This is a genomic window from Alteromonas sp. ABV2_168 (assembly GCF_056161165.1).
Window position 1 is genome coordinate 553,117 of record NZ_JBSWYQ010000001.1, and the last position, 21,813, is coordinate 574,929.

The window sequence follows — 21,813 nt, forward strand, 5'->3', positions numbered from 1 at the left end:
TTGAGAGGCTGATAAAAAAGGGGCGATTATCATAATCGCCCCTTTTTCGTTATTAAGCGGTTTACTCAGGTACCGGGAAACCACGTGCACGCATCAGGGCATCTGTTTGCGCATCGCGACCACGGAACAGTCGGTAAGCTTCGGCCGGATCCATTGCATTGCGGACAGCAAAGAGATATTTCACCAGCTTTGCCGATAAGTCTTTATCGTAAAAGCCGCCCGGGGCTTCTGCGAATGCTTCCGCTGCATCTGCAGAGAGAACGTCAGCCCACATGTAGCCATAGTATGCTGCTGCATAACCTTCACCGGAAAATACATGTCCGAACTGTGTGCTGCGGTGACGCATCACAATCTCTTCCGGCATATCCAGCGCCTTCAGTTGATCCCGTTCAAAAGCATCAGGCTCAATCTTCTCAGGATCGGTGGTGTGATACAGCAAATCCATAATTGCCGACGCCATATATTCGGTTGTACCGAAACCGGAATTGAAGGTGGATGCATTCTTAATTTTTTCTACCAGTTCCGCAGGGATAGGCTCGCCGGTTTTGTAGTGCACCAGGTAGTTATTGATGACTTCATCAGTGGTGAGCCAGCGCTCCAGCAATTGAGACTGGAACTCAGTATAGTCACGGACACCGGAGTGGGAGGTGGGGTATTCCACATCTGAAGACAGGAAGTGCAGAGCATGACCAAATTCGTGGAAATAGGTATTGGCGTCATCCCAGGAAATTAGCGTGGGTTCGCCCTCAGGGCCTTTAACGAAGTTAGAGTTGTTAGAAGCCAGCACAGTGGTTTCACCGTCAAAAGTGGTGTAACTGCGGTATGTGGTCGCCCATGCTCCTGAGCGTTTGCCCTGACGTGCGAATGGATCGAGATACCAGAGACCAATCAGCTTACCGCTGTCCTTGTCTTTTACTTCCCATACCTTCACATCAGGGTGAAAAACCGGTACCGAACCTTCAGGAACCGGAGTGAAGTCAAAGTTAAACAGACGGCCGGCGACATAGAACATCGCTTCACGGAGTTTATCCAGTTGCAGATATTGTTTTACTTCGTTTGAGTCCAGGTCGTATTTAGCTTTACGTACTTTTTCGGCATAAAAACGGTAATCCCAGGGCTTGATAGTAATGTTTGCGCCTTCTTCATCAGCGATAGCCTGCATGTCAGCCACTTCTTCGTCTACCCTGGCAATGGCTGCCGGCCAGACTTTCATCATCAGATCCATGGCATTCTCAGGTGTTTTTGCCATACGGTCTTCTAAACGCCACTGGGCGTAGTTGTCATACCCCAACAATTCGACCCGTTCATCACGTAACGTCAGGATTTGCTTTATGATGTCATTGTTATCATATTCATCGCCGTTATCACCACGGTTGTAGTAGGTGTTCCACACCTGCTCACGAAGCGCCCGGTCTGTGCTGTAGGTGAGGAAAGGATCCATAGATGAACGGGTGTTAGTAATTGCATACTTACCTTCCTGCCCACGTTCTTTTGCAGCAGCGGCTGCACCTTTTACAAATGAATCCGGCAGGCCGCCCAGCTGCTCTGCGGTGATGTAAGTCACGTAGTTTTCTTCGTCGGCCAGCACATTCGTTGAGAACTGGTTGTACAGCGTAGCCAGCTCTTTGTTGATTTCGGCATAGCGTGCTTTTGCGTCACCATCCAGGGTAGCGCCGTTTCGGGCGAAGCTGTTGTAGGTGATCCACGTAATACGTTGTTCTTCGGGCGTAAGCGATTTCAGTTCTTCACTTTCGTAAACCGCTTTAATACGCTCAAACAGCGCTTCATTTTGGGTGATTTTTGTTGAGAATGCGGAAAGTTCCGGAGACATTTCTGCCCGCACATCCCGAAATTCAGGGCTGGATTTGTTCGAACTGAAAATACCGTAGTAACGGAATACACGGTCCAGTGCACTGCCGGCACGTTCCATGGCGACAATCGTATTGTCGAACGTAGGCGGTTCAGGGTTATTTGCAATGGCGTCTATTTCCTCCAGGTTAAGTGCCATTCCTTTTCTCAGGGCTGGCTTAACATCTTCAACCTTCATTTTGTCGAACTGGGGAACGCCGCCGTAAGGCCCGGGGAAGGGTTGCAGTAACACATTGTCAAATTCCGGAGACTGTTGCTGCGTTTGTGCACTTGCATCCGGTGAGGTCGTTGCAGCCTGGTTGGCTGCCTGGTCAGAACATGCGCCGAGGGTAAACGCAACAGCCAGCGCTGTCAGCGAGGCGGTAAATTTTTTCATTATAGAGTTCCATCGTCGTTATTATCAGCGGTTCAGTGTATAAGAATGCGGCGCTGAGGGCCATATAACGACGACGGGTTCCGGGACAGGTACGGTGGACTGTGGTCTTTACGCGAAGACCACAGTTTTGTTGCGGTGAATAATGACCCGGTCTTCCAGGTGATAACGCACACCGTGGGCCAGCGCTGTCACTTCGCAATCTTTTCCTTTGCGGACCATGTCTGCGGCTGAATCGCTGTGACTGATACGCTTTACGCTCTGCTCAATGATAGGACCTTCATCGAGATCCTTCGTCACGTAGTGGCACGTGGCTCCAATCAGCTTAACACCGCGATCATAGGCCTGCTGATAAGGTCTTGCACCGGCAAAAGACGGCAGGAAGCTGTGATGAATATTAATCGCTTTTCCCTGCAACTTTGTGCACAACGTATCCGGCAGAATTTGCATGAATCGGGCAAGGACTGTGAGGTCAATTTTGTATTCGCTGATCAGCGTTTCTATCTGCGAGAACGCCTGTTCTTTACCCAGAGCTTTAAAATCCACCCAATGGAACGGTACTTTGTACCAGTCAGCAAACTGTTTCATCTGCGGGTGATTACCGATGATCACCGGAATGTCGCAGTGCAGTTCGCCGGTGTGCCAGCGGTGCAGCAAATCTACCAGACAGTGGGATTCAAGGCTGGCCAGCAGAGCAACACGCTGTTTTACGCGGGAGTCGGTTAGTTTCCAGTTCATCCGGAATTCATCTGCAACCGGTGTAAACGCTTTTACAAACCCGTCATAGTCCAGTTTGATTGAGTCAGCCCCGATTTCATGGCGCATAAAAAAGCGGCCGGTTTGCAGGTCGGTATGGTGATTAGCCTCGACGATAGTGGCTCCGTGACCGGCAAGAAACTGGGAAACTTTGGCGACAAGGCCAATCTGGTCCGGACAATCAATTACAAGACGAAAAGTTTGTTGCATGAGATGTAAAGGCTCTGACAAATAGGTTGTTGAATTCAGTGTGTTGTTTTACCCATGCAATTGGCATCTGTAAAGCCTCAATTGATATATCTCATACCAGACCCCGCCGCAATCGCTCGCGAACGGAGATATCAGGCTCCAGAGACCAGGAGTGCCGCACGGGGTAGCGGACACCTGATGGCGTAGAGACAGACTCAAAAAAGTGAAAGTCACGGAATTGCAGTTTGATATCCGGAGGCAACAGAGGGGGAGGCAGGTCGCTGCCGGCCTTCCTGACAACCGTGACATGAGGTTTGTATTCACGGTTTTCCAGCGATATTCCCGCTTCACGGGCGGCTTTACGTACACACTTAGCTAACTGCATCAATGGCGGGCACGGCTCATCAGGGCCCGCATATAAAATTTTAGGTCCGTCCCACACGCCGGTGGTGTTGAGGGTGACAGAAAAAGGTTCTGCAGCGACGTCGTCCAGTGCGTGTAACAGTGCTTCATGCTGTCTCTGGTTGATGTCGCCAAGAAATGCCAGCGTGAGGTGATAGTTCTCCGGTGGCACCGCAGCAGGCGGGGCTTTCTGACCGGGAGCGACAATGGCACCTGTTTTCCTGAGCGCTACAGCCGGAAGTGCCCGTTCCCGCCAGCCGGAGAGCGCGAGCTTCTCCTGCAAAGAAAGATCAAGACCGATAAATGAACGCATCGCAGTAACCCGTGTTTTTCTGTGAAGGGCGTACAGTAAACCAGGCTTACTGGAGATTCAAAGTAAACCGGGCTAATTTACTGCCATGCTTCAGCGGCATGCTCCGGTCCGGAAATGCTGACCGTATTCCGGCCTTCTGCTTTTGACTGGTAAAGTGCTTTGTCAGCACGGTCAAACAGCGCTTGCCAGCCTGAATCATCGTGATTACTTAACGCACTGCCTATGCTGATTGTAATATTCATTGGCTTATCGTTCATCATCACCGGCCGGCTTGCCACAGACTGCCGCAATCGTTCACTCACCCGCTGCAATTGTTCTGCATTACAACGTGTCAGAATAATCAGAAATTCTTCGCCGCCGATCCTGAAACAGTTGTCTTCATCTCTGACAATGTCTTTTGCCCGCGATGTTATTTGCTGCAGAGCAACGTCACCGGCATGGTGACCCCATTTATCGTTAATCGCTTTAAAGTGATCAACGTCGAATATGATGATGCCGAAAGTATGTCCTGTCCGCTGCGCTGTTTCCCGGCATGAAAGTGCACAGGGCTCAAGTGCTTTTCTGTTCAGCCAGCCGGTGAGGAAATCCGTGTCCGAGAGTTTTTTCAGCATCTGCTGGTGTTCGCCGTTGATGACGTAATTTAATGTTACTGCCAGCATTGAAATAAAAGTAATAACGGCCAGCGAGCCTGCAATCTGAAATATGTCGTTACCGGTAAATGCCAGTGCGTCGTGAGAAGTGAGTAACGCCACAGTGCGTATTAACATTTGCAGGGCAAAAATGGTGATTGTGATAAGCAGTGGCCACAGGAATCTCCCCTTTTTACGCATGGCGGTGTGCCACAGCATGGTAATGGATGCACCACTGAGCATCACTACAACGGGAGTCAGGATAATAAATCTGGCATCAACCGACCCTCTGAAATCCGGGCTTAGATGGAGCAGAAGGGTGAAAAGCGCCACAACGGTTGCCAGATAAGGCGGAGCCTTACCATAAATGTACAGGGCAATACCCGAGGTGATAAAGGCATGGCCTGCCATGTATAACACATTCGCTATTCCCGGGTGGAGCACGCCTTGTACGTCGAGTTTAATGCAGACAAAAGCAGTAAGGTTGGAGACGAGAAAGCAGGCGCCGGCACACATCCAGTGGAAGATATAGTTTGATTCCTTGTGACTTTGCCAGGCCATGCCCATAGTAAAACACAATGTCATACTGGCAATGGCCGTACAAATAATGATGGTCTGTAAATCCATTTACTCACTTCATTTATCTGATACGTAATTTAAATATATGAAAGCAAAACTGTATGCGGAAAATAAAAACAGTTCGCTTACAGTCTAAAATCTAAACGGAAGTGGCTGACTTATCAATGACTTTATGTATTTCTTCCGTGGCACAGGTATATACTTGCCAGATTATCTGTTGAACCTGTTTTCTTGTTATGCAAAGTAAATTACCTGCCGCAGGCCTGATCCCTGAACTGATAACTGCTGTTGCCGCCGGTAATGTCATTGTCGGTGCACCGCCCGGGGCGGGCAAATCTACCGTACTGCCTCTGGCACTGCTGGAGCATGTTCCGGGGCGCATTGTCATGTTGCAACCGCGGCGGGTTGTGGTACGCAATCTGGCAGCTTACCTTGCTTCATTGCTCGGAGAGGAAACCGGACAAACTGTGGGTTACCGTATCCGCGGTGAAAGTAAGGTCAGTAAGCAAACACGTCTGGAGATTGTCACAGAAGGTGTGTTGTCTGCCCGTATCCAGAGGGACCCGGAATTAGCAGGTGTAGACTTAATCATCTTTGACGAATTTCACGAACGTAGTATTCACAGTGACTTTGGTCTTGCGCTGGCGCTGGAAGTACAGGAAGGGTTGCGGGAAGATTTATCTTTGGTGGTGATGTCTGCCACCCTCGATGTGGATGAATTACTGACGCTGATGCCCGATGCCATGGTGCTGAAATCTGCCGGCAGGCAGTTTGAGGTAGAGGAAATCTATACCGGTCAGGTACAAAGCCATACTTTGCATGAGCAGGTTACCAGGCAAATTCAGTTCAGCCTTGCACAGGATGACGGCGATATTCTCGTTTTTTTACCGGGCGCCGGCGCGATTAATAAAGTTGCCACCTTGCTGGAGCAGCGGCTGAATGCATCTGAATATGTGGTGCATCCTCTGTATGGCGCGTTGAGTAAACAACGGCAAACTGCCGCTATTTTACCGGATAGCCGGGGAATGAGAAAAATCATTCTTGCTACTAATATTGCCGAAACCAGCCTGACGATTGAAGGCATTAAAGTAGTCATAGATGCCGGTCTTGAAAATGTCGCTAATTACCATCCTCCCACCGGATTTACCCGCCTGAATACGCAGATGATTTCACAGGCATCGGCTGTTCAGCGCAAGGGACGGGCAGGGCGCCTGGGGCCCGGGAAAGTGTATCGCATGTGGCCGAAAGAGCAGCATGACAGACTGGCAAAATACCCGCTGCCACAAATTTTGCGTGAAGATATCTCCCCGCTTACTCTGGATGCGCTGGCTTGGGGAACTGAATTGCATAATATGCGCATGTTGACGCCTCCTTCTCAGGCGCAATCTGCAGCAGCATTACACCGCCTGCAACAAGCCGGTGCCGTAGACCGCGATGGTACGTTAACAGCACATGGTCGCGGACTTAACAAATTATCGGTGCACCCGGCTCTGGCAAATATGTTAGTGAAGGCAAAAGAAGCCGGAGCGCAGACGCGCCTGCCTGAACTGGAGGATGTTGCCTGCTATGTGGCGGCTGCCTGTGAAGAGCATTCAGCTTCTGAGCGGCAATTTCACGTATCAGCCTGGCTTGAAAAACTGGCAGAACCCCAGTTATCCGGTTTGAAATCCAGGGCCTCGCGGTTTGCATCTGCACTTGGCATCTCACTGAAAGCAGAGCCCCGAAAGTTAAATGGTGAAGCTGTTGCAGTGTGTCTCGCGCTGGCTTTTCCTGAGCGGGTTGCGAGACGTAAGCAGGGTAGTGATTATAAGCTGGCCAGTGGCCGTGGCGCTGCTCTGCCTGAAGGAATGATTGAAAAGTCTGACTGGCTGGTGGTTAAGGAAGGGCAGGTTAACGGTTCCGACGTGATCATTCGTCAGGCCGAACCTGTTAATGAAACCTTATTAAGACAGTTATATTCGCAGGCTTTCAAACTTAAAGATACGGTGACGTACAACAGTCAGAAGAAGCAAATGGAAGCGCGCAAAACCGAAGGTTTCCATGAAATAGTGTTAAGCAGTGAACCGGCAACTAACGTGCCGGCCCGCATTCGCGGTGAGGCCTGGGTATCGTTGCTGGAAGGATTGCCGTTATCCGCGTGGCCTTTCAGTGAAAAAGACTGGCAATGGTGGTACCGGTATCAAATGGCCTGCGGGTGTGACTTACATCAACCGCAAGCTTTCGACAGCCCGCCGGTATGGAAAGACCCTGAGTCACCATTGTCGCTTCTGGACCGTAGTGATATTTCCGCACGATTATCTTCGTTTAAAAGTTGGGAGCAACTTGCCGGCCTGTCCTGGGCGACACTGCTACACCAGTCACTCCCCTGGAGCCAGCAACACGCCATGGACAATGCTTTGCCACTGAGCATCACCGTGCCTTCCGGTGAAAAAAGGAAACTGGTCTACCGGTCAAACGGCGAAGTCGTGCTTCCGGTCAGACTGCAGGAAATGTTTGGTTGTGCAGATACGTTCACTGTTGCAGACGGCGCAAAAGTCATTACGCTGGAGTTGCTGTCTCCTGCGGGAAGACCAGTACAAACTACATCGGATTTGGCCGGCTTCTGGCAGGGTAGTTATCTTGCTGTGCAGAAAGAAATGAAAGGACGATATCCGAAACACCGGTGGCCTGATAATCCGATGGAAGCTGAAGCCGGACGTTCAATGAAGCCGCGAAAATAAACGGGGGGTTGTTCCTGAACTATTGTACCCGTCTTACAACTTTAATCATGTTTGAACGGTGTATACAACTAATTTACGTGCTGCAATTATTATGCAAGTATTTGTTATTAAAAGAGATCCTCTGACCAGTTAATAGCTAAATACTTGTTTATTTTTTCAACTGCATGATAAGTAAGAAGTTTCTTATTCACTATAGTCATTCATCTGGACACGGGCATTGACCCCGCGCAAAAAGTCTTCAGGTTTCCGTTGTCAACATCTCATCAAGCATGCTTATATAGAATTGTTGTACAAATATGAGTCAACATTTGAGGGAGACGAAATGAGCAAAGTTGCACTGGTCACAGGTGGCACCCGGGGAATAGGTGAAGCAATTTGTGTAGCGTTGAAAGATGCGGGTTACACTGTTGTGGCAAATTATGGTGGTAACGATGAAGCGGCTAAGGCGTTTACTGAACGCACTGGCATACCTTCATTTAAGTTCGATGTCTCGAATTTTGAGAAAACGAAAGAAGCAATTGACCAAATCGCGACAGATTATGGTCCGGTGGATATTCTAATCAACAATGCCGGGATCACCCGGGACGGCACCATGCACAGAATGAATTTTGAGCAATGGGATGCCGTTATTCAAACTAACCTCGCTTCCTGTTTTAACACGTGTCGCTCAGTGATTGATTCAATGCGCGCCCGTGGTTTTGGTCGCATTGTTAATATCGGTTCGGTTAACGGTCAGGCTGGTCAGTATGGCCAGGTTAACTATGCGGCAGCTAAGTCCGGTATTCATGGTTTTACTAAAGCGCTGGCACTTGAGGGTGCAGGTAAAGGTGTAACCGTAAACGCTATTGCGCCGGGTTATGTTGATACTGACATGGTGCGTGCGGTACCGGAAGAAGTATTGAAGAAGATCATTGCAACAATTCCGGTGGGTCGTTTGGGGAAACCTGAAGACATCGCCCGCAGTGTTATGTTCTTAATAGGCGATGAAGCCGGATTTATTACCGGTTCTACATTGTCCATTAACGGCGGACAGCACATGTACTAAGCTGTACGGTTACAATGTTCACAGAGCACGCCCGTGCTCTGTGAACTGACCGTATCCGGATCCAGCTACTCGCTTTCTTTATTGCCGTCGCTCTCTTTGAGTTCATCCGGCAACACACCAATCGCTTTCATCACATCCAGTCCCGGAAAACCATCAGCAATCAGGTTGCTGGCCAACTGATATTCGCGGATCCCTGCACGGGTTGCCGGTCCGATAATACCGTCGGGTTTACCTACATTGTAACCGGAAGCATTCAGCGCTGTTTGCAGTTTCAAAATGTCATCCCTGGTATAAGCCGGTAATTCCGGTAACGCTTTATCAATACCGGCTTCACCGGCAATCTGGTCAGCCAGCTTACCTACGGCGATGGCGTAGAATTCAGAATTGTTCCAGCGCATAATAATTCGGAAGTTGTGATAGGCAATGAACGCCGGACCGTTATGACCGGCAGGTACAACGACATAGCCTTTTTCATCACTGTTACCCAGCGCACTACCGTCTGCTTTTTTGATCCCGCTTTCGTTCCACTCAGTAATACTGCGCCGGTTTTTATATCCCGTTTCGCGATAATCGAAATTATCCGGTAACTGAATTTCCCTTCCCCAACGGAATCCGGGTTGCCAGCCTAATTGAGACAAAAAGTTAGCCGCTGAAGCGAGGGCATCTTCTTCACTGTCCCACAGATTGATCTGGCCATCGCCGTCGCCGTCAATCGCATAGTTCATATATGCTGAGGGCATAAATTGTGTATGGCCCATGGCGCCTGCCCAGGAACCTACCATTTTGGTCTGATCTAAAGATTCTCTTTCAAGAAGCTTAACCGCAGTGACTAATTCTTTGGAAAAATAGCTGCTACGTCTTTCATCACAGGCAAGAGTCGCCAGTGAATTCAGTACATTCATCTTACCTTTGTAACCACCAAAATTGGTTTCCAGCCCCCAAAATGCCACCAGATAATGGGCAGGCACACCGTATTTATGGCTTAAGCTATTTAACAGTTCTTTATGTTTAGCGTACATTTCCCGGCCTTTGCCGATACGCCATGCCGTAACGCGTTTGCTGTAGTAGCCCGGAAAGGTTTGTACAAATTCAGGCTGGCTGCGGTCCAGCGAGATCACGCGGGGCTGATATTGAATGTTGGCGAACACGGCCTTTGCCGTTTCTTCTTTCACGCCCTGTTCTACGGCTTGCTGAGATAACTGTGTTTTACACTGTTCAAAATCTGTATTGGCATAAGCTGAAGAAGTCGCTGTCAGCAGTGACAGTATTGAAAAACCAAGCTTACGCGGCATCCATTTAGACATTGCATATTACCTTTGTTGATGAGGCGTTCATGCTACCTTATCCTCGCCCCCGGGGGCGAGGGAAACATGGGGAAAATACGGCGCGCTCCGCCGGTGAGATCAGGAGCGCTGCAGGAAAGAGTTATTTGTCTGGGAAGGCTTATGCGTACTTGTGGATGAAATCAGTGATAACCGGGCGTACCGATTTGCGGAACTTAGATCCACTGAAGATACCGTAATGACCGGCTCCCTGTTGTACGTGATGTTTACGCATATTTTTCGGAATATTTTTACAAATATCCTGTGCCGCTTCTGTTTGTCCTAAGCCGCAAATATCATCATCAGCACCCTCTACGGTAAGCAGAGCAGTATTGTCGATGGTTTCAAAATCTACAGGGTTACCCTGATAAGTAATCGCACCGCGGGCAATCTCGTTATTCTTGAATACCCGTTCAATGGTTTCAAGATAGAACTCGGCGGGCATGTCCAGTACTGCCAGATATTCATCGTAAAAGGCGCGGAAACGATCAGCATCTTCTTCTTCACCAAATACCAGATTTTGGAAGAAACTCTGATACTTTTTCATGTGAGTTTGCTGGTTCATACTGATAAAACCGCCCAGCTGCATGAAACCGGGATACACCTGACGACCTTCGCCCGGATAACCATAAGGTACCGACATAATCGCCACATTACGGAACCAGTTCATCGGATGTTCCTGAGCGAACTCGTTCACCCGTGTAGGATTCTTGGAGCAGTCAATGGGGCCCGCCATGAGAGTGAGCGACTTGGGCACACAGGCATTTTTCTGTCCGGCCATCACTGCGGTGGCGATTAAAGCCTGAACAGTAGGCTGACATATCGCCATTAAGTGCGTGCCCGGCCCTAAGAACTCAAGAAACTCGATAAGATAACCCACATAGCAATCAAAACTGAACGGACCGTCTTCCAGCGGTACTTCTCTGGCATCAGCCCAGTCAGTCACATAAATCTCGTGATCCGGAAGCAGCGCTTCCACCGTGCCTTTCAACAAGGTAGCAAAATGGCCGGATAAAGGCGCAACAAGCAAGACCTTATGATCATCTTTCACACCGATCCGGTTGAAATGAATGAGATCACAAAACGGCTTGCTCATTACGATTTCTTCTTTCACCTTATGGCGTTTATCGTCGATTTTGATTTCGTCGATATTAAACCCCAGCTTCTCGTAGCGTTGTGTCAGCCGCATGGCAGTTTCCAGCGAAGCGCGGGTTATGCGGCCGGGTAAGGTATGTGCGAAAAGATTGGAAGGATGGTTCGCAATATCATTAAGCAGACTGAAACCCTCGTGCATAATGTATGCGCCGCGCGTCAAATAATCGTAAGCCTGATAATTCATTACGTCTCTCCTCAAATACTGGCTGGGGCTAAGACCTTTTGGGGGATGAAAAGGTTCACTTGATGTGGGGTAACCTGAGCGGCCTCTGAAGGCCGCTCAGGAGGGACTTATGCTTTAGCTGCGCTTTGGAATTTCGCAGTCATTTCGTCGCTTAAACCTTTGAACATCTCGCCAGCTTTCTGCTGTGCATCAGAAATTACTGCATATGAGCTTTTCGCTGCATCAGTAACAGTTTCCTGAATAGTTTCAACATATGCCTTGTTCATCTCAGCCAGACCAGACAGATCTTTCTGCTGAGAAGCTTTTTCAAAATAAGACATATTTTCAGATAACAGAGATGAATACAGGGCGTTCTGTTTTTCTGCCAGATCCTGCATTGTACTCATGTTCAATGTCGCAAGGTCAGTCATCGGCTTCATTGCGCTTTTCATTTGCTCGTTCATTTGCTCAAACATTACTAGTCTCCAGTTTCCGGGGTAAGTTAGCTAGTTGATTTAGTCGTTGTCGCAGTCTTCTTAGCAGTCGTGCGACGGGTACGTGTTGCTGGTTTCTTTGCTGCTGCGGCAGGTTTTGCCTCAGCAGTCGCTTCCTTTGCTTCTTCAGCAACGGCTTTTGTCTCTTCAGCGGCCTTCTCAACAGTTTCCTTTGTTGCTTCAGCCACTTTTTCTGCTGCCTCTACCGGCGCTTTCGCGGCTTCAGGCGCAGCTTTTTTCGGTGCGGCAGCTTTTGTGGTTTTCTTCACGGCTGCTGTCGCTTTTTCAACTGTTTCTTTGGTTTCTTCAGTAGCGGTGGCCAAACTGGCCGCCATCACTTCGGTCATTTCTTCACGCATAGCGTTAAGGGTGGAGTAGGTGTCTTTTGACGCGCTGGTCATGCGTTCACGCACTGACTCAGCCAGTTCAGAATTCGCTGTCATTACACCTTTAAACTCTGTTTGTTTCGTTACCGCTTCAATGTAACGAACACTGTCGCTCAACAAACCCGTGAATAACGTGGTTTGGTGTTGAGACAGACTTTCCAGCGTTTTTGTATTCACAGCAAACAGCGTATGTACCGGTTTAGTGGTACTTTTCAGCTGTTCTGAAAACTTGCCAAACATACTCTTCTCCCGACCAGTTGATAAAGTCCTTCTGCTGCGTTGCAGCAAGATTTGATTAGATATTAACCAGGGTATTTGCAGAGATCAACAAAAATGTTGCGGTGCAGCAAGAATGTTTAGACGAATATTTAATAAGCAAATAGCTTTTTATGCTGCTCTGCAGCATTGAAGAGGAAATGTGGCAGGTCTGTCCGTTCTGGGGCAGGAGAATTGCTCCCCTGCCAGTATGTGATACTTACTTCTGGTTCTTCTTCCAGGCATCCATATTTTGTTCGATGATTTTGTTAAACATACCGAAGGGCGTGTTATCCATCATATTTTTCATCATACCCTGCACCTGATCCTGTTGCTCTATAAAGGTAACAAGAGATTGTTCAAGGTACTGTCGCAGAAAGTCCTGCATGTCAGTGTCGTAATAACGGATTAGTTGTTTGAGTAACGAATTTGTCAACAGTGACTGATTTTCGTTGGCTTCGGATTCACTGATAATTTGCAGCAATAATGACTTGGTAATGTCATCTTCACTTTTGGAATCAATCACCTTAAATTCCTGACGTTCATTGATTAACGCCTTTATATAATCGAGGTTAACGTACTGACTCTGAGATGTGTCGTACAATCTGCGATTAGGATATTTTTTAATGATGATCATAATGTTACCTCCGGCGATGCTGAAATGAGAGTAACGCACAAAATGCCGCTGCGGCAACCTAAAAGGTGTGAAAATAAGCGACACTCTGACTACCTTTTTCACTGATAAGAAAATCTGATTTTTGTTAACTTTCTGAAATTATTGATTAAATCGTGATTGGCATAGTTATCGCTGTATCACTGTTGAGAGCCTGAATAGCCGGATTATCTTTCTTTTAATCACATTCATTTGAAGATAACGCATTTCAGGCAATTCAAATGAAACCGGAGATTATTATGACTAAACTTGTCAAATCACTTGTGATGAGCCTCGCTGTTGCTTGCACGTTAAATTTCGCTGCACAGGCAGCTCAGGAAACCAGAGAGGCTGCCCCGTCAAGTGCGCCGATGACACAGTCGAAGGATTTCGATGATGCAACTCTTGAGAAATTTACAGTCGCGATGAATGCGGTCAGTGATGTTGCAGATAAATATCAGTCTGAACTGAAAGGTGACGAAACACCTGAGAAGATGCAGCAAATTCAGCAGGCTGCACAAACTGAAATGGTAACAGAAATTGAAAAAACAGGTCTTGAGGTGCAAACCTACACGACCATTGCACAACTGGTACAAACGGATGAAAAACTAAGATCCCGCGTACTGGACATCGCTAAAACACAGAACAGCGAATCGTAATACTGAATCCTCATGTAGACAGAAGTAAAGCGGGGCGTTGAACGCCCCCTTTTTTTTGTCTGCCGGTTTATCCCAGCTGTTTTTTCACGTAACTGCCCGGGGCTGCTTCGATGGCCGGATATTTTTCACTTTCACCGGGCTGCGGGGCATTCACTTTTGTTTTCCGGTGACCCTGCAACCATGCATGCCAGTCTGGCCACCATGAGCCTTCCTGCTTCACAGCACCATCAAACCATTCGCTGGCACTTGCCGGTAAATTGTCGTTAATCCAGTGCGGATATTTCCCGGGATCTGGCGGGTTAATTACCCCTGCAAGGTGTCCCGACCCGGCGAGTACAAAGCGTGTATCGCCTGATACCAGCTGTGTACCTTTGTACGCGCCCTGCCACAGCACAATGTGGTCTGCCAGAGTAGTCAGGAAATACACCGGCACATCGATATTTCCAAGGTCGATGGGAATGCCGTCAATTTCTACTGCCCCCGGCACTTTCAGTTTATCTTCCCAGTACATGGTGCGGATATATTGCTTAAAGCAGGCCGCGGTGATGTTGGTGGCGTCGCTGTTCCAGAATAAAATATCAAACGCAGCAGGGTCTTTGCCCTTAAGGTAGTTATTAATAAAATACGACCAGAAAAGGTTATTTTCCCGCAGCAAACTAAAGCTCAGGCCCAGTATGCGGCCGTCGTAAATACCTTTGATGTCTGCGTTCTGCTCCATCACAGGTAATGCATCTTCGGTAAGGTAATTACCAATTTCGCCGGGTTCACTGAAGTCCAGCAAGGTGGTCAGTAAAGTGAGTGACTCAATGCGGGTGTCTTTTTTCGCACGCAGATAGGCCGTTGCTGTACTCAGCAATGTGCCGCCTACACAAAAGCCCGCCATATTCACTTTCTTCTTACCGGTGATATCACAAACCACATCAAGGGCTTCCACCGGGCCTTTCTTCATATAATCGAAGAAATCCTGGTCCGCCAGTTTTGCATCCGGGTTAACCCATGAAATCATAAACACAGAAAAACCGGCATCAAGCAGGCCTTTTACCACGGACTTACGTTCGTCGAGGTCAAGAATGTAGTATTTGTTTATGAAAGGAGGCACAAACAGTATTGGCGTTGCAAAGGTTTTCTCATGCTTCGGTGTGTAATGAATTAACTGCATCAACTCGTTCTGATAAACGATCTGGCCTTCGGTGGTAGCCAGGTTGACACCTAACTCGAAGGCATCCATATCGGTCTGTGTGATTTTGAACGCTTCAAGAGGACTCTTTTCCAGATCCCGCATGAAATTCTCAATACCTTTCACCATGTTCTGGCCTTTGGTTTTCAGAATTTCTTCACATACTTCCGGGTTAGACAGCAAGTAGTTAGTTGGTGATACCGAGTTGATATATTGGCGTGTGTAGAATTTTACCTGTTCTTCCGACTTAGGATCTTTGAAATGCATGGATGAAATCATGCCTTGCAGCATCTTAGAATTAATCAGGTAAGCCTGTTTCATATAGCTGAAAATGGGATTGTCCTGCCAGTCTGTATGAGAAAAACGACGGTCGCCTTTTTCTTCCTGCATAACAGGATGGGCATTCTCTCCCAGCATGGCCTTAGTGGCCTGCTGCCACAATTCAGTTTGTTGACGCATGAAATCCATTTGCGTCTGGATAAGCTTTGCCGAATCTACCTCTACCGTGTCGTTTGACAGCAGCGAACCTAACTTTTCCGGGTCGAACATAGCGGATGTCTCCTCACTGCTATTTTTCTTCGTCAGAATGTTATGAACCATGGCGTTAAACTGCTGTGCGTATTGATTCAATGTGTCCAGAATATGATCTTTGTCCTGCTCGTGCACAAAAAACCTCCGTGCTTATTTTTTGCTGGTTCCTGTGGTTGCCATGCTTTCCAGCATCTTTTGATAGAATGAGAATGCTTGCTGACTGCCGTCCAGGTAGGGCTTCAGCATGGACATCATGGCTTCCTGATTTCCGCTTTTGATTTGCTCGCTGAGTTGTGAGATGGTGGCCTCATGAAGTTTGCTCATATCCGGCCATCCCATGAGTTCTCTTGCTTCCTTGGGTGAAAGGTCGATATCGATGGAAATTTTCATGTTTCACTCCTTTCTGGCGCCTTCCGGGCCATCCGGATTGATTGTTCTAGAGTAATCATAAGATTACTGCAAGATGACAATGATTTGCACGGTTAGTTTCAGGCTGGAAATTCAGCCGCGAAAACCGCAAAATCCCCTTTGACGTTTTCTATATTGGCATGATAAGTGGCTAAAAAACAGACGAAAGTTAATAAACCAAAGAAAATTGGCAGCAAGCCCCGCCGTCGCTGGCCCGGGCTGTTGTTCAAGTTATGTATTGTCGGGTTCGTGGTGCTGGCAGGGTACATGGTGTATCTGGATGCCCAGATTAAGCACACCTTTACAGGCAATAAATGGGAAGTTCCGGCGCAAATATTTGCCCGGCCACTAATGTTATCTGAAGCGCTGGAAATCACGCCAAAAGAAGTGCTGGATGAACTGAAACTGCTTGGTTACCGGAAGGTCACGAATCCCGATAGTAGCGGAGAATATCGTTATACCGGCAATAAGCTGGTGGTTCAGCGACGGGCTTTCAGTTTTCCTGACGGCGATGAGCCTTTACGCCAGATCACCATTACCTGGCAGGGCAGCCGCATCAGCAGTATCCGGGATGACAGTGCCGGTATTTCACTGCCGAAAATTCGTCTGGAGCCCTGGCTTGTCACGCGGATGGTAAGTGGCAGCCGCGAAGACCGTATGCTGGTGAAGCTGAATGAAATTCCGCCTTTATTGCCGAAAGCCCTGATCCTTGTAGAAGATAAAGATTTCTACAAGCACCACGGGGTCGCACCACTTTCTATTCTCCGCGCGCTGGTTGCCAACATTCAGGCAGGGAGAACCGTGCAGGGTGGCAGTACTTTAACGCAGCAGCTGGTGAAAAACCTGTACCTCACCAGAGAAAAAGCGCTGACGAGGAAAATAAAAGAAGCATTGATGGCACTCATCATCGATGCCCGTTACAGCAAAGATGAAATTTTACAGGCCTATCTGAACGAAGTTTTTCTGGGTCAGAACGGTGACATGGCTGTGCACGGGTTTGGCCTTGCCAGTTATTTCTATTTCGACCGGCCGGCCAATGAACTCAGCGTACCTGAAATCGCCACGCTGGTGGCCATGATAAAAGGGCCATCCTATTACAATCCGAGACGCTACGAGGAACGGGTTATTGAGCGGCGTAATCTGGTGTTGCGCATTTTATTTGAAGCCAACGAACTCGACCGTAAGCAATACGAATTTGCTGTTAACTCTCCTGTAGGTCTGGCGTCCGGCGCGAGCTTAGCCAGCGGGAAACATCCTGCTTTTATGGATAAGGTGCGCCGTGAACTGAACACCATTCTTGCCGATCCTTCCCTGCGTGACTCCGGGGTGAAGGTATTTACCACGCTGGATATATACGCCCAGCGCAGGGCTGAAAAAGCGGTTGAAAACACACTGAAAGGTTTGCAGTCAGATCGCAAAGCTGAGTTACAGGCAGCGATGATTGTGACGGATATCGCCAGTGGTGAAATTCGTGCCATTGTGGGCAGCAAAGATACCAGCTTCAAAGGGTTTAACCGTGCGTTGGATGCCAAACGTCAGGTGGGCTCACTCATTAAGCCGGCAGTATATCTCACTGCTCTGGAAGACCCGGTAATGTTTAATCTGGCCACTCCTTTACAGGACGAACCCATTACCCTTGAAAATGGCAACGGACAAACCTGGTCACCCCTGAACGCGGATAAGAAATTCCGTGGACAAGTACCTCTGATTGAAGGTCTGACAGAATCGTTAAATGTGCCTACAGTGAATCTCGGTATGCAAGTGGGGCTCGACAATGTGACAGAAACCATTCACCGGCTGGGAGTAGAGAGTGACTTCCGCGAGGTGCCGGCTATGACACTCGGGGCCATGTCGTTATCGCCGCTGGAAACTAACCAGATGTATCAGACCATTTCGAACAATGGCCGTTATATTCCGCTGCATACTGTGACATCGGTTGTTTCTTCGAATAACCGGCTGGTATGGCAGAATGCCGATTACTATTCACAGCGGGTAGATGAGGCCGCCACATACCTGCTGAACTACGCGTTGTATAAAGTGACCACGGAAGGTACAGCGAAACGTGTGGGCAGTAACTTCCCGAATATCAACATGGGCGGTAAAACCGGCACCACAGATGATTACCGCGACAGCTGGTTTACCGGCTTTGACCGGAATAATGTGGCAACTGTATGGGTAGGGAATGATGATAACCAGCCAGTGCTGTTAACCGGTGCCGGCGGGGCCTTACCTGTGTTTGTAAACTATCAGAAAAGTCAGTCGCCCAAGTCACTGTCACGACGTTTTCCGGAAGGGTTAGGTATTGCTCATTTCGACAGTCAGACGGGGGCACTGACCATTGCCGGCTGTCCTGACTCCATGAGTGTGCCGGCTATTCTTGATGTACTGCCGCCGCCGGCGCAGGATTGCTACGGTAAGCCTGTCGCGCCTCCGGGCAAAGAAAAGAAAAGCTGGTGGGAACGTTTGTTTGGAAACTAAGGCTTTTTCTTATCGAAAAAGCCCTGTAGTCAGAACTGGCAGCGACATACGGCTCAGTAAAAATCTGTCCCGCTACCAGATCTGACTCAGGGAAGGCCCTACGGGAGCTCGTTGGGATTAGTGAAAGCGGTCTGCAATGTGTTGCACACCGCTGAATAACACTGCGCTGGCGAGATACGCGACAACCGGTCCCAGCGCAAGCAACAACAACGCACCTGATGTCATCATCATTACTCTCCTTTGATGTCTTCAAAAGAAATAGCATCTTCCTGTTTAAGATCACGGATCTTGATGTCAGCAACCAGTGTTTCTTCAGCTACTTCAGGTTCGGCCTGATACGTGGTGTTGGCCACTAGCTGAGTCACTTCAGACAGGATTTCTGTGCGCACATTATCGATTTGTTGCTCAACCATCTCAGATAAATAGCCCTGAAGCTGGCTTTGCAATGATGTTTCAGCCATTGCCGGTACAGACAGAACAGAAGTAGCAACAAGTGCAAGTGCAGTGAATTGACGACGTAAAGTAAACATAATTTCTCCAAAGTTAAGGTTAATAAACTGCACTCTTACTGACTTCCCGGCAGTTAATTGTTAAGTCGCATTAACTTTAGCGATAGTTGTGCCAACACGAATAAAAATTTTAAGGTGTTGATTTTAAATGTTTTGTTTTGTCGGTGTGGAAAAGCTTAGATAAGTATAAATAGTATAAACACTAAGAATTAGTAATTTTGAAAACTCTATTTGGCGAATTTGACCAGGTATGATGTAAGGGGCTGACAGGTGAGTCAGCCCGCGATGATTTTGGTTATGGCCAGCGCAAAGCTTGCCGCCCCGACAACATCAGAACAGCTTAATGCGCGTCTTTCTTTTTAGAAAACAGTGAAACAATACCCACAATTACCGAGCCGGCAATCAAACCAGCCACACCATCGGTGATAAGGGAAATGACAAAGCTGAGTTGCTCCACACTGTGATTAATGGATTCAGCGAGGTGGTGCATAAACGGAATATTGTGAGTAAGGATGCCACCGCCAACGAGGAACATAGCAATGGTGCCGACAAAAGCGAGGGTTTTCATTAACAGAGGCGCAGCAACGAGCAGGGCGCGGCCAGTGACACGCTGAAAACCGTTGTAGCCGCCGGTGAGTGACTTTCTGAGGAGATACAGACCGACATCGTCCATTTTCACAATGCCGGCAACCAGACCATACACACCGGCGGTGATCCCCACACTTAACGCGCACAACACACCTACCTGAGTAACAAAATCAGCCTGCTGTACGCTACCCAGTGCAATGACGATAATCTCTGCGGACAAAATAAAATCAGTCCGGATGGCGCCTTTAATCTTGTCTTTCTCAAGCGCCACAAGATCAATATTTTCCTGTGAGAGTTTTTCAATTCTGGCTTCACGCTCTGCTTCATCTTCTTTATGGAAAAGCCGGTGCAATACTTTTTCAGCCCCTTCGAAACACAGGTACAGACCACCAATGACCAGCATGACGGTGATCAGAACCGGAATAAAAGCAGAAATAAGCAGCGCTGCAGGTACCAGGAACACTTTGTTGAGCAGCGAGCCTTTTGCCACAGCCCAGACCACAGGCAGTTCTCTTTCGGCACGCACTCCCTGAACCTGGTTGGCATTTAATGCAAGATCATCACCCAGAACCCCGGCAGTTTTCTGCGCAGCCACTTTAGACATGGCGGAAATGTCATCCAGCAAAGTAGCGATATCATCAATCAGGGCGAGTAAGTTAGCGGCTGCCATAGGTTTTCCTCAATAAGAATCGGGGCATAGGTTATCTGTAGAAGCCCTTATACGCAATACAGACTAATTTTGATTCTCTTCTTCTTTGACCCCTTTATTTATCCGCGCATCAATGAATTTCTCAAACCCTTTGCCCCTGTCTGAACAGGTCGCCCGTCCACCGGTAAAACGTGAAATAAATGCCAGGGTTTGGGTGGTTTTACTACTGCAATCCACTTCAACGGCAGGGGGCGGGGCAAGAGGATCTTCTTTTTCTGCGCCTTTGCGGGGATCGCTGATATCCGGTGACGTTTTTGCCCGCCTGAGTTCTTTGGCTACCTGCTCAGCATCCTGCTGTGTACTGGCAGCCTGTTGCCGGCTGAAAAAAGCATCCAGAGCACGGCGCGATGTTAATGACGGTCTGGTTGAAACCGTGCCTGAATCTGTTGGCGCAGCCGGCTGCGCAATAACAGAAGACACAGGCGGTTGAACCGGCTCTGACGTCTCAGGCTGCACAGGTTGTTGCGGCAACGGCGCTTTTACTGCCGGCGCTGTTTTGACGTCAGGCGGGGCTGCCTGTTCCGGAGCTGGTTTGGACTCCGGTGCGGCCAGTTCAGGTTCAGGCTTGGCGGTAGCCGGTGCTTCCGGAATGGTTTCCGGTAGTGTGTCCGGTAGTGTGTCCGGTTCCCGGGCAGCCTGAGGTTGTGGCAGACGGATTAACGTCGCCGTGATGGGTTTACTGACCACGGGCTCCGGAATATCGCGCTTACTTTCCATCAGCGCCAGTGCGGCAAGCAATATAAGGTGAATAATAACAGACACGACAAAGACCCCGCTTTTCTTTCCTGAGCGGGGTGGATCAAAAGTTGGCCTTTGAGGGGCAAAGAAAGCGGTGTCCGTGGTTTCCATACGCGACAGAAGACCGCTGAAATAAGATGAAGTTCCCGGTCTTTACACAAGCACGATTTTGGCTGCCCAATTATGGTGCGCTATTTTGCCTTCGCACGATCATGGTGCGTAATTTTTAAGCTCTTCATTCGTTTTAATGCATAAATATCTGTTTTTTATAGATTAAAATTTGTGGCATAGGACTTGGTTTACTTCAGCAACCCCCGCTAAAAGCGAAAACAAACAACCATTATTTGGGAGCAACACATGAAACTAGTCACAGCTATCATCAAGCCATTCAAGCTGGATGATGTTCGTGAAGCCATTTCAGAGATCGGTATCGACGGTCTTACCGTTACCGAAGTGAAAGGGTTTGGACGTCAAAAAGGACATACTGAATTATATCGCGGCGCCGAATATCAGGTGGATTTCTTACCAAAAGTAAAACTGGAAGTTGCTGTTCAGGCAGACCAGGTTGATCGTCTGGTAGAAGCCATCGTTGGCGCAGCAAAAACGGGCAAGATCGGTGACGGTAAAGTATTCGTCTACGACCTTGAACATGCTGTTCGTATTCGTACCGGCGAAGCTGACGCAGACGCGCTGTAAAACAACACAATAAGAAAT

General features: G+C 48.4%; 19 protein-coding genes. 5 read left to right on the plus strand and 14 right to left on the minus strand.

What is annotated here, in order from left to right:
• Positions 1 to 61 precede the first annotated feature (61 nt).
• The 4 genes from ACXAH4_RS02460 to ACXAH4_RS02475 all read right to left on the minus strand — a co-directional run bounded on the left by ACXAH4_RS02460 (position 62) and on the right by ACXAH4_RS02475 (position 5,158).
• Entirely contained in the window at positions 62 to 2,245 is a 2,184-nt protein-coding gene (locus tag ACXAH4_RS02460; protein WP_474880570.1) for a M3 family metallopeptidase, read from the minus strand.
• 108 nt (positions 2,246 to 2,353) lie between these two features.
• Positions 2,354 to 3,208: a formyltetrahydrofolate deformylase gene (purU, locus tag ACXAH4_RS02465; RefSeq protein WP_303572086.1), complete on the minus strand. Its 855-nt coding sequence runs from the start codon at positions 3,206 to 3,208 to the stop codon at positions 2,354 to 2,356.
• A gap of 91 nt (positions 3,209 to 3,299) precedes the next feature.
• Positions 3,300 to 3,902 carry an RNA 2',3'-cyclic phosphodiesterase gene (thpR, locus tag ACXAH4_RS02470; RefSeq protein ID WP_474880572.1) on the minus strand — a complete coding sequence of 201 codons (603 nt, stop codon included), beginning with the start codon at positions 3,900 to 3,902 and terminating at the stop codon, positions 3,300 to 3,302.
• A 77-nt stretch (positions 3,903 to 3,979) separates the two neighbouring features.
• Entirely contained in the window at positions 3,980 to 5,158 is a 1,179-nt protein-coding gene (locus tag ACXAH4_RS02475) for a GGDEF domain-containing protein (protein WP_474880573.1), read from the minus strand.
• A 188-nt stretch (positions 5,159 to 5,346) separates the two neighbouring features.
• Here ACXAH4_RS02475 and hrpB point away from each other — a divergent pair, with 188 nt between their 5' ends.
• Both hrpB and phbB read left to right on the plus strand, forming a co-directional pair.
• Positions 5,347 to 7,830, plus strand: a complete 2,484-nt coding sequence (gene hrpB, locus ACXAH4_RS02480; RefSeq protein ID WP_474880575.1) for an ATP-dependent helicase HrpB — start codon at positions 5,347 to 5,349, stop codon at positions 7,828 to 7,830.
• Positions 7,831 to 8,152: 322 nt separating this feature from the next.
• Positions 8,153 to 8,875 (plus strand): acetoacetyl-CoA reductase, encoded by a 723-nt coding sequence (gene phbB, locus ACXAH4_RS02485; protein WP_349589921.1) that lies wholly within the window; start codon positions 8,153 to 8,155, stop codon positions 8,873 to 8,875.
• 65 nt (positions 8,876 to 8,940) lie between these two features.
• Here phbB and ACXAH4_RS02490 read toward each other — a convergent pair whose 3' ends face one another.
• From ACXAH4_RS02490 to phaR, 5 genes are all read right to left on the minus strand, one after another.
• On the minus strand, positions 8,941 to 10,179 hold the full coding sequence (locus ACXAH4_RS02490; RefSeq protein ID WP_474841560.1) for a lytic murein transglycosylase: 1,239 nt from the start codon (positions 10,177 to 10,179) through the stop codon (positions 8,941 to 8,943).
• 139 nt (positions 10,180 to 10,318) lie between these two features.
• The gene (locus ACXAH4_RS02495; protein ID WP_119502800.1) at positions 10,319 to 11,536 is read right to left on the minus strand and encodes a polyhydroxyalkanoate depolymerase; all 1,218 of its coding nucleotides are present in this window, start codon (positions 11,534 to 11,536) and stop codon (positions 10,319 to 10,321) included.
• A gap of 107 nt (positions 11,537 to 11,643) precedes the next feature.
• A complete protein-coding gene (locus tag ACXAH4_RS02500) occupies positions 11,644 to 11,991 on the minus strand; it encodes a phasin family protein (protein ID WP_119502799.1) in 348 nt (115 codons plus the stop codon).
• Positions 11,992 to 12,017: 26 nt separating this feature from the next.
• Entirely contained in the window at positions 12,018 to 12,635 is a 618-nt protein-coding gene (locus ACXAH4_RS02505; protein WP_474841557.1) for a phasin family protein, read from the minus strand.
• A gap of 235 nt (positions 12,636 to 12,870) precedes the next feature.
• Complete coding sequence (gene phaR, locus ACXAH4_RS02510) at positions 12,871 to 13,287, minus strand: polyhydroxyalkanoate synthesis repressor PhaR (protein ID WP_119502797.1); 417 nt, start codon at positions 13,285 to 13,287, stop codon at positions 12,871 to 12,873.
• Positions 13,288 to 13,562: 275 nt separating this feature from the next.
• Between phaR and ACXAH4_RS02515 the strand changes: the two genes are divergently transcribed.
• A complete protein-coding gene (locus ACXAH4_RS02515) occupies positions 13,563 to 13,961 on the plus strand; it encodes a DUF4168 domain-containing protein (RefSeq protein WP_474841554.1) in 399 nt (132 codons plus the stop codon).
• A 67-nt stretch (positions 13,962 to 14,028) separates the two neighbouring features.
• Here the strand turns inward: ACXAH4_RS02515 and ACXAH4_RS02520 are convergent, their stop codons facing one another.
• Positions 14,029 to 15,804, minus strand: coding sequence for a PHA/PHB synthase family protein (locus tag ACXAH4_RS02520; protein WP_474841552.1), 1,776 nt, complete (start codon positions 15,802 to 15,804; stop codon positions 14,029 to 14,031).
• 15 nt (positions 15,805 to 15,819) lie between these two features.
• Positions 15,820 to 16,059, minus strand: coding sequence for a DUF6489 family protein (locus ACXAH4_RS02525; protein ID WP_119502794.1), 240 nt, complete (start codon positions 16,057 to 16,059; stop codon positions 15,820 to 15,822).
• 165 nt (positions 16,060 to 16,224) lie between these two features.
• On the opposite strand from ACXAH4_RS02525, the gene mrcB reads away from it, so the two are divergent.
• Positions 16,225 to 18,555, plus strand: coding sequence for a penicillin-binding protein 1B (gene mrcB / locus ACXAH4_RS02530; RefSeq protein ID WP_474880577.1), 2,331 nt, complete (start codon positions 16,225 to 16,227; stop codon positions 18,553 to 18,555).
• A gap of 230 nt (positions 18,556 to 18,785) precedes the next feature.
• On the opposite strand, the gene ACXAH4_RS02535 is transcribed toward mrcB, so the two are convergent.
• The 3 genes from ACXAH4_RS02535 to ACXAH4_RS02545 all read right to left on the minus strand — a co-directional run bounded on the left by ACXAH4_RS02535 (position 18,786) and on the right by ACXAH4_RS02545 (position 21,210).
• The gene (locus tag ACXAH4_RS02535) at positions 18,786 to 19,085 is read right to left on the minus strand and encodes a hypothetical protein (protein ID WP_474880579.1); all 300 of its coding nucleotides are present in this window, start codon (positions 19,083 to 19,085) and stop codon (positions 18,786 to 18,788) included.
• Positions 19,086 to 19,404: 319 nt separating this feature from the next.
• A complete protein-coding gene (locus ACXAH4_RS02540) occupies positions 19,405 to 20,322 on the minus strand; it encodes a DUF808 domain-containing protein (protein ID WP_349589908.1) in 918 nt (305 codons plus the stop codon).
• Between the two features lie 63 nt (positions 20,323 to 20,385).
• On the minus strand, positions 20,386 to 21,210 hold the full coding sequence (locus ACXAH4_RS02545; protein WP_474880581.1) for a hypothetical protein: 825 nt from the start codon (positions 21,208 to 21,210) through the stop codon (positions 20,386 to 20,388).
• A 246-nt stretch (positions 21,211 to 21,456) separates the two neighbouring features.
• Between ACXAH4_RS02545 and glnK the strand changes: the two genes are divergently transcribed.
• Positions 21,457 to 21,795, plus strand: coding sequence for a P-II family nitrogen regulator (gene glnK / locus ACXAH4_RS02550; RefSeq protein ID WP_119502789.1), 339 nt, complete (start codon positions 21,457 to 21,459; stop codon positions 21,793 to 21,795).
• The last annotated feature ends 18 nt before the right edge of the window (positions 21,796 to 21,813 follow it).